A 12005-nucleotide genomic window follows, 5' to 3' on the forward strand; every position below is an offset into this window, starting at 1 on the left:
GACCGCGTCACCGCGGCGGCGAGTCGCGGTCCGAACGCCGCGAACGGGCGGGTACCGCCCGAATCGCCGCGAGCCGGCGAGACATAGGGTGGTGGCGCCCACGAGGCTCGGAGTACGGAGGGACCGCGAAGTGACCCGCATCGTGATCATGGGAGGTGGGCCTGCCGGTTACGAGGCGGCCCTGGTCGCAGCGCAGAACGGCGCCGACGTGACGCTGGTGGAGCCGGACGGGCTCGGCGGCGCGTGCGTGCTCTACGACTGCGTCCCGTCCAAGACCTTCATCGCCTCCGCGGGCGCGCGGTCGGCCGCCCGCGACGTGCGCGAGCTCGGCATCCGCAGCGATCCGGACGGCGTCGAGGTGGACACCGCCGTCGTGCACGGCCGGGTCAAGGGCCTCGCGCTGGCGCAGTCCGCCGACATCCGCGCCCGGGTGCGCCGCGAAGGCGTCAAGATCATCGCGGGGCGGGCCCGGTTCACCAACCCCGCGCACGGCATGGCGCAGCACCGCATCGGCGTGGACCGCGCCGACGGCGGCACCGAGGAGCTGGTCGGTGACGTGGTGCTCATCGCCACCGGCGCCACCCCGCGGGTGCTGCCGGGCGCGGTGCCGGACGGGGAGCGGATCCTCAGCTGGCGCCAGCTCTACGACCTGCCCGAGCTGCCCGAGCACCTGGCCGTGATCGGCTCCGGCGTCACCGGGGTGGAGTTCGCCTCCGCCTACACGGAGATGGGCGTCAAGGTCACGATGATCTCCAGCCGGGACCGGGTGCTGCCGCACGAGGACGCCGACGCCGCGGGCGTGCTGGAGGAGGTCTTCGCCGAGCGCGGGACCGAGGTCGTCAAGCACGCGCGGGCCGAGCGGGTCGAGCGCACCGAGAAGGGCGTCGTCGTGCACCTCGCCGACGGCAGGCGCGTCGAAGCCAGCCACGCGCTGATGACCGTCGGCTCGGTGCCCAACACCGAGGACATCGGGCTGGAGCGGGTCGGCCTGGAGACCGACCGCGGCGGCTACGTCAAGGTGGACCGGGTGTCCCGCACGCAGGTCCCCGGCGTGTACGCGGCGGGCGACTGCACCGGGTTGCTGCTGCTCGCCTCCGTCGCGGCCATGCAGGGGCGCATCGCCATGTGGCACGCGCTCGGCGAGGGCGTCAGCCCGATCAAGCTCAAGACCGTCGCAGGCAACGTGTTCACCCATCCGGAGATCGCTACCGTCGGCATCAGCGCGCAGGCCATCGACTCCGGCGAGGTGCCCGCGCGCACCGTGACGCTGCCGCTGGCGACGAACCCGCGGGCGAAGATGGAAGGTCTGCGCCGCGGCTTCATCAAGATGTTCTGCCGCCCGCAGACCGGTGTGGTGATCGGTGGCGTCGTGGTCGCGCCGAACGCCAGCGAACTGGTGCTGCCCATCGCGCTGGCGGTGCAGAACCAGGTGACGGTGGAGAACCTGGCGAACACCTTCTCGGTGTACCCGTCGCTGTCCGGGTCGCTCACCGAGGCCGGGCGCCAGCTCATGCGCCACGACGACCTGGACTGAGCCGCCACCGCCGCGGGACCGGCCTCGACGGCGGCGGGGCCGGCGGGGACCCTGGGGACGGGAGGCATTGCCATGGCGACACCGGTGCTGGTCTACGACGGCGACTGCGGCTTCTGCACCCGCAGCGTGCGGCTCGCGGAGAAGCTGCCGCTGCGCGCGCGGATCGTGCCGTGGCAGGAAGCGGACCTGACCGCGCTGCGCACCACCGAGCAGCGCGCCCGGCACGAGGTGCTGTGGGTGGACGAGGCCGGCCGCGTCTCCGGCGGGTCGGACGCGGTGGCCGCGCTGCTGCGGCACTGCGGATTCCCCTGGTCGCTGCCGGGGGCGGTGCTGTCGCTGCCGGTGCTGCGCGGGATCGCCCGGCTCGGGTACCGCTGGGTCGCCGACAACCGGCACCGGCTGCCCGGTTCCACCCCGGCCTGCGCGTTGCCCGCCGACCAGCGCCCCGGCGCCTGAGCGGTGCCCGGCGGCGCGGGGGTCCCGCGCCGCCGGGACGTCAGGCCGACTCCGCGCCGAGCCGCGCTTCGACGATCTCCGCGGCGCGCCGGGCGCCGCCCGCTTCGCCGATCTCGCGGCGCATCGCCGCCGACCGGGCCAGCACTTCCGGGTCGGTGGACACCCGGTGCAGCGCCGCCCGCAGCGCCTGCGGCGTGGCCTCCTCCTTCGGCAGGTGCACGCCGAGGCCGAGCTCGGCGATCCGCGCCGCGTTCGCGAACTGCTCCGCGGCCTGCGGGATCGCGATCATCGGCACTCCCGCGTGCAGGGCCTCCATCGTCCCGCCCATGCCCGCGTGCGTGATGAACGCGTCGGCCTGCGACAGGACGTCGAGCTGCGGCACCCACCGGTGCACTTCGACGTTCGGCGGTACCTCGCCGAGCACCGCCGGGTCGACGACCTCGCCGATGCTCAGCACCACCTGCCAGTCGAGCCCGCCGAACGCCGCCAGGCAGTCGCGGTACAGCTGCGGCTGGTCGGTGAAGGCCGAACCCATCGAGATCAGCAGCACCGGGCGAGCACCGGACCGCTGCCACCTCCCCTGGGTGCGGCGCGCGGTCAGCATCGGGCCGACGAAGGTGTGGTTCGCCGCCACCGACTCGGCGTAGTACTGGAAGGAGCGCGGGATGGTGACCACGCTGCACTCCCGGTCCATGGTCGCGAAGGTCAGCGGCGCCCCGTGCTCGGCGAAGAAGGCGTCGGCCTTGGCGTGCACCGCCAGCAGCTCGGGGGAGTCGTCGAAGCCGAAGACGTCCTCGATCCCCTCGAACCGGACGTGCGTCGGGGACAGGCAGATCGCCGGGACGCCCCACTCGTGGGCGAGCACCGGTGCTTGCAGGGCCCCGATGTCGTAGATCACCAGGTCCGGCCGGTCCGCGGCGTAGGCCGCGGCCAGCTGCGGGTGCACCGAGATCATCTCGTCGACGAACAGCAGCACGGCCGCGGCCTGGTCCTCCGGCCACTCCTGCTGGGTCGCGGCCGAGGGCAGCGTCGAGGTGTACCGGACCGGTTCGGCACCGGCCTCGGCGACCTGCGGGGCGAAGTCCTCGGTGACCGCGTAGGTGACGCGATGTCCCCGGGCGGCCAGTTCGGCGACGAGGCCGAGGCCGGGGTTGACGTGGCCGTGCGCGGGGACGGCCATGAAGGCGATGTGCGCGGATCTGGGCACGGGTTCACTCCGATTCGAGCTGAGCTGAGCTGGACTGGGCTGAGCTGGGCTGAGCTGAGCTGAGCTGGGCGGGCGCTCGCGAGCACGAGCGGGCGGGATCCGCGCGGCACTTCGAAGGGGCTCACCACCGCGGACGGGGGAGCGGCGCGCGGGTGCGCCGGATCAGAGGTGCTGGTACCCGAACATGGCGCCACGGTAGCCCGGAAACGGTGGCGCCGTCCTCCCTTTTTCGCCCGCCCGGCCGGGTTCCCCGTCCAGCCCGCGTCCCACTCGCGTCGCTGATCGCTGATCGCTGCCCGCACGCCGGCCGCTGCTCCCGCGCTGACCGGCGTCCGCACGTCAAGCCGCGGTCCGCACCGGCTCCGCCCGGCCCGGCCGGAGAGCCGCAGCTCCGCGTTCGCGGGTCGGCGCTGCGCACGACCCCCGCCTCTGGAACGGCCGTCCGGCGAGAAGAACAGCCTGCCCGACGCCGAAACCGCTTTCCCCGCGAGCAGAACGCCCGCCCGACGCCAGACACGGCCCGCCGCGCGAGTAGAACGGCCCGCGAGACGACCTGCCCGGCGAGCAGAACGTCCTGCGGGACGGCTGGAACGCCCGTCCGACGAGAACGACCGGCCCGGCGAGCAGAACGCCCCGCCCGACAGGGTCGGACGGGCCGCCGCACCCGCGCTCAGCCGGTGCGTTCCGCGATCGCGTTCTCCACCATCGTGCGGGTCTGCCACAGCTGGTTCCCGTTGACCTCGTCGCGCAACGCCATCAGGTCCGCCATCGTCGCTTCCGCGGGACGCCCCAACGCGTCGAGGCTCTTGAGCAGTCCCAGCCGGGACAGCGCGATGCCGCGCGGTTCGCGCAGCGCGCGGAACTTGTCGTGCGCGTCCCGGTAGGTGCGGGCGGCCTCCTGGTGGCGGCCGGCGCGGAACTGCACGTTGCCGCGCATCTTGCGGTTGTAGGCGAGGGCGCTGGAGAGGTCCATCCGGCGGCAGGTGCGCTCGGCGGCGGAGAGCAGCTCCAGCGCCCGGACGTGCTCGCCGCGCAGCGAGAGCACGTCCGCCTGCCCGCGCAGCGCCCACGCGTGGCCGCGGTCGTCGCCGGACTCTTCGGCGACCTGCGCGGCTTCGGCGAACCGCCGGGCCGCCGAGTCGAGGTCGCCGGTGTTGCGCTCGATCTGGGCGAGGCCTTCCAGCGCCCACACGATGTGCCGGGATTCCTCGCGACGGCGGGCTTCGGCGAGCACGTGCTCGTGGAGTCCGCGCGCCTGCTCGAAGTCCCCTCGGATGCGCAGCGTCTCGGCGACTCCGGCGAACGCGTAGCCGTAGGCGGTGATGTCCCCGGCCTGCCACGACAGGTCGCGGCCCCAGCCGAGCAGCCGCAGCGCCAGGCTCAGCTCGCCGCGCTGGCGGGCCAGCGTGCCGCCGCTCCACAGCGCCCAGCCGCGGACGCCGTCGTCCCCGGCGGTGCGGGCGGCCCGGTAGGCGGCCTTCCACGCCCCGTCGGCCTCTTCCAGGTGGCCGAGCCTGCGGCAGGCTTCCGCGACGGCGAGCTCCGCTTGCGCGACGTCCAGCGCGGTGCCCTGCTCCGCCGCCCACCGGGACCGGTCGCGCGCCTGCGCCAGGACGTCCTCGTACGCGGTGTTCACCGACATGCCCCGGAGCGCGCCCTGGTACTCGGGGGCGAAAGCCCTGTTGCCGTCCATTCCGAAACCTGCCTCACTCGCCGAGCACCGCTGCCCGGCCGCCGTTCCTCGCTGAGGCGGGTGGCCGCCGCCCGACGCCCCGTGGCGGTGACCACCCGCGTTCCCCCGGTACCCCTGACCCTCGTCGAACCTAGGCGCGCGGGTGGCGGGCGCGGATCGGCCGAAGTGCCGGAGGAGCTCGATCGATAGGCCGTGAAATCGCCGGCTCCTCGTACTTTCGGCCAGCGCTCGGCCGCTCGGCCGCTCCTTCCGCGGGTGCCGCAGATAGGTCTCCGCGGCGCCGGTCAACGTGATGATTCGAATGCCCGCGACGCGTGCTCAAGGCTGTGACCTGCGCGTACGGTCGCGGATCGGGACGGGCGGAGCAGCCGTCCGCGATCTGCTGGGGGGATGGCATGACGGTGCTGGTGACCGGGGCGACGGGATCGGTCGGCCGGGAGGTGGTGCGCGGGCTGCTGGAGTCCGGCGTGCCGGTGCGCGCGGTGACCCGCGACCCGCGCCGAGCGGAGCTGCCGGCGCGGGCGGAGGTGGTCGCCGCCGATCTGGAGCGCCCCGCGGAGCTGCGCGCGGCGTTGGACGGCGTGTCGGCGGTGCACCTGTTCCCGGTGCCGGGCGGCGCGCGGGAGTTCGCCGAGCTGGCGGTGCGGGCGGGCGTGCGGCGGATCGTGGTGCTGTCCTCGGCGTCGGTCCTGGAGAGCGGGGCGGGCAGCTTGAGCGCGCAGCAGCACGCCCCGGTGGAGCGAGCGGTGGAGGAGTCGGGCGTCGCCGAGTGGACCCACCTGCGGCCCGGGGCGTTCGCGCTGAACGTGCTGGACTGGGCCGCGGACGCCCGGACGGAAGGTGTGGTCCGGCTGCCGTTCGCCGCGGCCGCTCAAGCGCTCGTCCACGAAGCGGACGTCGCCGCGGTCGCGGTCGAGGCGCTGCTCGGCGAGGGGCACGCCGGGCGGGCCTACGAGATCACCGGGCCGGCGGCGGTCTCCCAGCGGGAGCAGGTGGCGGCGATCGCCGAGGCGATCGGCGAACCGGTCCGCTTCGAGGAACTCACCCCCGAGCAGGCCCGGCAGGCCCTGCTCGGCCGGGGTTGCCCGCCGGAGGTCGCGGAGATGCTGCTGGACTACCTGGCCGCCGCGGCTGTAGCGCCGGACGTGCCCACCTCCACCGTGCGGCGGCTGACGGGCCGCCCGGCGCGCCGGTTCGACGAGTGGGCGCGCGACCACGCGGCGGACTTCCGGTGACGGCGCGGACGATCCGCTCCGGCGACGTGCGGTTGTGGAGCGAGTCGATCGGTGACCCGGCCGCGCCGCCGCTGCTGCTGGTGGCGGGGGACGTGACCTCCTCCCGCGGGTGGCCGGACGGGTTGGCGGCGCTGCTGGTCGAGGCCGGGTTGCGGGTGCTGCGCTACGACCACCGCGACACGGGCCGTTCCACGCACCGCGAGTTCGCCGCGCACCCGTACGGCTTCGACGATCTGGCGGCGGATGCGCTGGCGGTGCTGGACGGCTGGGGCGTGGCGTCGGCGCACGTGCTCGGCATGGGCCTCGGTGGTGGGTTGGTGCAGCTGCTGGCGGTCGCGGCCCCGGATCGGCTGCGCAGCGCGACGCTGCTGTGCACGCACGCGTTGGGCGTGGACTTCGCCCGGAACTGGGCCCTGGCCCGGGCGGGCGAGCCGAGTCCGGACGAGTTCCCGACGCCGCGGCCGTGGTTCGTGCGCCGCGGCGAGGAGCCGTCGGCGGCGACGGACCTGGAATCGGCGCTGGCCGAGCGAGTCGAGTGGCACCGGCTGCTGTCGGGGGAGGAACTGCCGTTCGACGCCGCCGAGTTCCGGCGGGTCGAGCTGCGGGAGGTCGAGCACGCAGGCACCTGGCGCATCCGGGAACCGCATCCGCACGCGCTCCTGCCGCAGGTCCTCGTCGAGCGCGGCGCGGGCCTGGCGCGGATCGGCACCCCGACGCTGGTGCTGCAGGCGCCGCTGGATCCGATCAACCCGCCGCCGCACGGCAGGCTGCTGGCCGCCGCGATCCCCGGGGCGCGGTGCGCGGAGATCGCGGGCATGGGCCACGCGTTGCCGGGCGCGGTGCACGGGCAGCTGGTGCGGCACCTCGTCGAGCAGGTGGAGCTCGTCGACCGGGCGGAGCCGGCCGACCACGTCGAGCTCGTCGACCGGGCGGAGTCGGCCGACCAGGCGGAACGGGCCGAGGGCGCGGAGCGGTCCTGAAATTCGGTACCGCCGAGGTGCGGAGTGCAGCAGACTCCCGCGCATGGAGCCGAGCGAGCAGTTGCACCACGACGGAGTGGACCTGCGCCGGTGGCGGCTGGAGGACGCGGGCACGGCGCTGCGGGTCGTGACCGAATCCCTCCAGCACCTGGGGCCGTGGATGGCGTGGGCGGCACCCGGCTACGGGATGAAGGAGGCCGCCGACTTCGTCGGCAAGGCCGAACGCGAGTGGGCGGCGGGCACGTCCTTCACCTACGCGGTGCTCGGCCCGGAGCGGCAGGTGATCGGGTCGGCGAGCCTGATGGACCGGATCGGGCCGGGCGGCCTGGAGATCGGCTACTGGCTGCACCCGGACTTCGAGGGCCGCGGCATCGCGCGCCGGGCGGCGCTGGCGCTGATCGACGAGGCGTTCCGGCTGGGCGCCGGGCACGTGGAGATCTGGCACGACGAGGCGAACCACCGCAGCGGCGCGATCCCGAAGGCGCTGGGGTTCGTGGAGGTGGGCCGCTCTCCGGCCGCGCCGGAACACGTCAGCCCGGCAGGAACCGGGATCCTCGTCGTCTGGCGCCTCCCCCGGCCATGACGCCGCTCGGCTGGTCCGCGACGGGATCCGAGCGCCGGGTCGGCGTGGGACCGGGCGGTTCGGGCGGCGGTGCCGCAGAATGCCGGAGCCGGTGGGCCGCCGCGGGACGAGCGGGGGCCGGGGGCGAAGCCGTCGTCGGACGGCACCCGCACCGGCCGGGACGAGGGGGACGCATGCCGAAGGTGTCGGCGTCGTGGGCGCTGGCGGTCGCCGCGCTGATCGGGGTGGTGCTGGTGGTGCTCTCCGGGGGAGAACCCGTCGAACCCCGCCACGCCGAGTTCACCGGAGTCCCCGCCGCGGAACGAACGGCCCCCTGATCCAACCGCTGACCGCCTGTCCCTGAACCTGCCCGCCGGGTCGTGTCGTTTTCCTGTCAGCGGCGAAGCCGCTGAGCGGCGACCACCAGAGCAACGGGACCACCCGCGGGTTCTCAGCTGCTTCCTCGCGAGGACAGCGTTTTCGCATGTGGCGGAGCCACCTGCGAAAACGATCCCGCAGCGAGGAAGCAGCTGAGGTTCCGCCACCCGAGAACTACGCGGCAGAAGTAGCGACAGACAGCGGAATCACGCCCAGTCGAAGGTCTTGGTGACCGCCTTCTGCCACTGGCCGTACTCGTGCGCCCGCCGCTCCTCCGGCATGACCGGGTCCCACTGCTTGTCTTTGGCCCAGTTGGAGCGGATGTCGTCCTCCCCGGCCCAGAATCCGACGGCGAGCCCGGCGGCGTAGGCGGCGCCGAGCGCGGTGGTCTCGCTGACGACCGGCCGGATCACCGGGACGCCGAGGATGTCGGCCTGGAACTGCATGAGCAGTTCGTTGCCGACCATGCCGCCGTCGACCTTCAGCGACTTCAGCGGGACGCCGGAGTCGGCGTTCATGGCCTCGATGACCTCGCGGGTCTGGAAGGCGGTGGCTTCGAGCACGGCGCGGGCGAGGTGGCCGCGGTTGACGAAGCGGGTGAGCCCGACGATGGCGCCGCGCGCGTCGGACCGCCAGTGCGGGGCGAACAGCCCGGAGAAGGCGGGCACGAAGTAGGCGCCGCCGTTGTCCTCGACGCTGCGCGCGATCTGCTCGATCTCCGGGGCGCTGCCGATCAGCCCGAGGTTGTCCCGCAGCCACTGCACCAGCGAGCCGGTGACCGCGATGGAGCCTTCCAGGCAGTACACCGTGTCCTTCGAGCCGATCTTGTACCCGACGGTGGTGAGCAGCCCGTTGTCGCTCAGCACGGGCTCGGTCCCGGTGTTGAGCAGCAGGAAGTTGCCGGTCCCGTAGGTGTTCTTGGCTTCACCGGGCGACAGGCAGGCCTGGCCGAAGGTGGCGGCCTGCTGGTCGCCGAGGATGCCCGCGATGGGGAGTCCGCCGAACACGCCGCGCTCGCGGAAGTGCCCGTAGACCTCGGAGGAGGAGCGGATCTCCGGCAGCATCGAGGTGGGGACGCCGATCTGGCGGCAGATGTCCTCGTCCCACTCCAGCTTCTCCAGGTCCATCAGCAGGGTCCGGGAGGCGTTGGTGGGGTCGGTGACGTGCAGGCCGCCGTCGGGGCCGCCGGTGCTGTTCCACAGCACCCAGGTGTCCATGTTGCCGAACAGCAGCTCGCCCTTCTCGGCGCGGGCGCGGACCCCGTCCACGTTGTCCAGGATCCAGCGGATCTTGGTGCCGGAGAAGTACGGCGAGAGGGTGAGGCCGGTCTTGGCGTGGAACCGGTTCTGCCCGCCTTCCTCGGCGAGCTCGCCGACGATGGCGTCGGTGCGGGTGTCCTGCCAGACGATGGCGTTGTAGACGGGCTTGCCGGTGGTCTTGTCCCACACGACGGTCGTCTCGCGCTGGTTGGTGATGCCGACGGCGGCGATCTCGGAGGTCACCAGGTCGGCCTTGGCGAGCGCCCCCGCGCACACCTGGCGGGTGTTGCTCCAGATCTCCTCCGGGTCGTGCTCCACCCAGCCCGCCTTGGGGAAGATCTGCCGGTGCTCGACCTGGTCGACGGCCACGACGCGCCCGCCGTGGTCGAAGATCATGCAGCGGGTGGAGGTGGTGCCCTGGTCGATCGCGGCGACGTAGGAGGCCATGATGTCGTCCTTTTCGATGGATTCCGAGATGTGCGTGGGCTCGGGGTGAGTGTCACCCGCCCGGCCCGGTCGGGCAGCCCCCCGGTGCGGGAACCGCGCGGTGCGGGCCCGGTCGGAGGGCCCGCACCGCGGGGGACGTGGCCGCGGCTCAGGTCGCGGGCAGCACCAGGGCGACCGCGCCCGCGAGCACCCCGCCGATGATCGGCCCGGCGACGGGGACCCAGGAGTAGCCCCAGTCGGCGGAACCCTTGCCGCGGATCGGCAGCAGCGCGTAGGCGATGCGGGGGCCGAGGTCGCGCGCCGGGTTGATGGCGTAGCCGGTGGGCCCGCCGAGCGAGGCGCCGATCCCGATGACGATGAACGCGACGGCCGCGTAGCCGAGCGCGTCGTTGCCGAAGCTGAAGGCACCGTCGTCGCCGGGGCCGGAACCGGGCGTCTGGATGATCCACAGCACCAGCACGAAGGTGCCGATGATCTCGGTGACGAGGTTCCACGGCGCGTTGCGCACGGTGGGGGCGGTGCTGAAGATCCCGAGGGTGCCGGCCGGGTCGTCGTGCGTGTCGAACTGCAGCTTGTAGGCCGCCCAGCACAGCGCGGCGCCCAGCGTGCCGCCGATGATCTGGGCGACGACGTAGACGGGCACCTGGCTCCACGGCACCTGGCCGTCGACGGCGAGGCCGAGCGTGACGGCGGGGTTGATGTGCGCCCCGGTGGGTTCGGCGATGCTGGCGCCCGCGAACACGGCGAAGCCCCAGCCGAAGTTCACCAGCAGCCAGCCGCCGTTGTTGCCGAGCGCCTTGCGCAGTGTCACGTTGGCGACGACGCCGCACCCCATCAGGGTCAGCACGGCCGTGCCCATCAATTCCCAGAGGAAGATCTCACCCAGACTCATGTCCCAGGTCCCCTCGTCGCGGCGCCATCGGCGCGGTCGGGTGTGCGTTGCTGGTCCGGCTGGGCGGGTGGTGCCGGACGGCACGCCGCGCTGATCCGCCCCGGGTGAGCGCGCCGGTTCCGCGCCGCGGTTCCGCGGGCCGCTGGACGGCCGCGGATGTCGCGAGCACGGGCACGTCGACCTCCTCCGTTGGAGCCGCTTCGGCGGCCGGACGCGCCGAAGAACATGGTCACATTAGGCATGTGAAAACAAACATTGCAATAGCTTTGCGATGGTGTTTTTATCGCGATGTACGGTGAACTCGCTGTGTCCGGGATTCGCGCGGCGAGGCACGACCGTCGGGCAGGGGTTCGGCTAGGAGGATGGGCACCCAATGGTGGAAGTCCCCGCAGGGGATGTGGCGGTGAGGGGGACGACGATGTCCGCTACGTCGGGTCGGCGCCCGTCCGGCAAGCAGCAGGACCGGCGGCGCAAGATCACCGAACTCGTGATGGCGGAAGGTTCGCTGCGCATCGACGACCTGGTCTCGACCGTGGGCGCCAGCGCCATGACCGTGTACCGGGACTTGGCCGACCTGGAATCGCAGGGCCTCGTGCACCGCAACCGCGGCTACGTCTCCGCGGCCTCCTCGCTGCTCTACGAGGCGGCCTCGGAATACCGGATGCAGCAGAACGAGGCGGAGAAGGACGAACTCGCGAGCGCCGCCGCCGAACTGGTCGAACCCGGCCAGGCGCTGGTGCTCGACGACTCGACCACCGGGGTCTACCTGGCTCGGCGGCTGCCGGAACGCGCACCGCTGACCGTGGTGACCAACCACCGCGGGGTGTTCGGCGAGCTCGCCGGGCAGCAGGGCGTGCACCTGATCTCCATCGGCGGCGACTACCTGCCGTGGGCGGACGCGTTCGTCGGCGGCATGGCGCTGGACGCGCTGCGCGGGCTGCGGGTGGACCTGGCGATCATGTCCGTCTCCGCGGTGACCGACGGCATCTGCTGCTACCCGCAGCAGGAGATGGTGCAGATCAAGAAGGCGATGCTGGCCGCGGCCAGCCGCCGGGTGCTCTACGTGGACCACACCAAGTTCCGCAGGCGCGCGTTGCACGCGGTCGCGCCCGCCGAGGACTTCGACATGGTGATCGTCGATTCCGCCACGCCGGAGGCCGACGTCGAGGTCCTCGTCGAGCGCGGCGCCACGGTCCGGCGCACCGGCGAGATCCAGCAGGACCGGGCGAAGAAGGATCTCGCCACGGCAGGTCAGAGCAGCAATGGCGCGGCAGGCGTGCAAGGCGCAGGCCGGGCATGATGACCACCGCGGAACGCGCCGACGGGGTGCGGGTCGGCGGTGATCGGGATTCGAGCGAGGAG

11 protein-coding genes are annotated in these 12005 nt (G+C 73.2%); 7 read left to right on the plus strand and 4 right to left on the minus strand.

All coding sequences use genetic code 11. The annotated features are described in order from the left end of the window. The first annotated feature begins 130 nt into the window (after positions 1–130). Together H1226_RS04025 and H1226_RS04030 are read left to right on the plus strand one after the other, a co-directional pair. Positions 131–1534 (plus strand): NAD(P)H-quinone dehydrogenase, encoded by a 1404-nt coding sequence (locus tag H1226_RS04025; protein ID WP_224961531.1) that lies wholly within the window; start codon positions 131–133, stop codon positions 1532–1534. Between the two features lie 72 nt (positions 1535–1606). After that, positions 1607–1990 carry a thiol-disulfide oxidoreductase DCC family protein gene (locus H1226_RS04030; protein WP_258346827.1) on the plus strand — a complete coding sequence of 128 codons (384 nt, stop codon included), beginning with the start codon at positions 1607–1609 and terminating at the stop codon, positions 1988–1990. A 40-nt stretch (positions 1991–2030) separates the two neighbouring features. Here the strand turns inward: H1226_RS04030 and H1226_RS04035 are convergent, their stop codons facing one another. Together H1226_RS04035 and H1226_RS04040 are read right to left on the minus strand one after the other, a co-directional pair. Then, positions 2031–3170, minus strand: coding sequence for a macrolide family glycosyltransferase (locus H1226_RS04035; protein ID WP_373690058.1), 1140 nt, complete (start codon positions 3168–3170; stop codon positions 2031–2033). Positions 3171–3867: 697 nt separating this feature from the next. Further along, complete coding sequence (locus tag H1226_RS04040) at positions 3868–4890, minus strand: tetratricopeptide repeat protein (RefSeq protein ID WP_258346839.1); 1023 nt, start codon at positions 4888–4890, stop codon at positions 3868–3870. Between the two features lie 395 nt (positions 4891–5285). Here H1226_RS04040 and H1226_RS04045 point away from each other — a divergent pair, with 395 nt between their 5' ends. The 4 genes from H1226_RS04045 to H1226_RS04060 all read left to right on the plus strand — a co-directional run bounded on the left by H1226_RS04045 (position 5286) and on the right by H1226_RS04060 (position 8005). Beyond that, entirely contained in the window at positions 5286–6125 is an 840-nt protein-coding gene (locus H1226_RS04045; RefSeq protein WP_258346841.1) for an NAD(P)H-binding protein, read from the plus strand. Beyond that, entirely contained in the window at positions 6122–7105 is a 984-nt protein-coding gene (locus tag H1226_RS04050; protein WP_258346860.1) for an alpha/beta fold hydrolase, read from the plus strand. The genes H1226_RS04045 and H1226_RS04050 overlap by 4 nt, the downstream gene beginning before the upstream one ends. A gap of 43 nt (positions 7106–7148) precedes the next feature. Then, positions 7149–7688, plus strand: coding sequence for a GNAT family N-acetyltransferase (locus tag H1226_RS04055; RefSeq protein WP_258346866.1), 540 nt, complete (start codon positions 7149–7151; stop codon positions 7686–7688). A 173-nt stretch (positions 7689–7861) separates the two neighbouring features. After that, on the plus strand, positions 7862–8005 hold the full coding sequence (locus tag H1226_RS04060) for a hypothetical protein (RefSeq protein ID WP_258346875.1): 144 nt from the start codon (positions 7862–7864) through the stop codon (positions 8003–8005). Between the two features lie 246 nt (positions 8006–8251). On the opposite strand, the gene glpK is transcribed toward H1226_RS04060, so the two are convergent. Together glpK and H1226_RS04070 are read right to left on the minus strand one after the other, a co-directional pair. Further along, positions 8252–9751, minus strand: a complete 1500-nt coding sequence (gene glpK, locus H1226_RS04065) for a glycerol kinase GlpK (RefSeq protein WP_258346902.1) — start codon at positions 9749–9751, stop codon at positions 8252–8254. Positions 9752–9899: 148 nt separating this feature from the next. Beyond that, positions 9900–10643 (minus strand): MIP/aquaporin family protein, encoded by a 744-nt coding sequence (locus H1226_RS04070; RefSeq protein ID WP_258346915.1) that lies wholly within the window; start codon positions 10641–10643, stop codon positions 9900–9902. Positions 10644–11061: 418 nt separating this feature from the next. Between H1226_RS04070 and H1226_RS04075 the strand changes: the two genes are divergently transcribed. Next, positions 11062–11943, plus strand: coding sequence for a DeoR/GlpR family DNA-binding transcription regulator (locus H1226_RS04075; RefSeq protein WP_224961508.1), 882 nt, complete (start codon positions 11062–11064; stop codon positions 11941–11943). Positions 11944–12005: the final 62 nt, after the last annotated feature.

The sequence above is a fragment of the Saccharopolyspora gregorii genome (assembly GCF_024734405.1).
Classification (GTDB): Bacteria; Actinomycetota; Actinomycetes; order Mycobacteriales; family Pseudonocardiaceae; genus Saccharopolyspora_C; species Saccharopolyspora_C gregorii.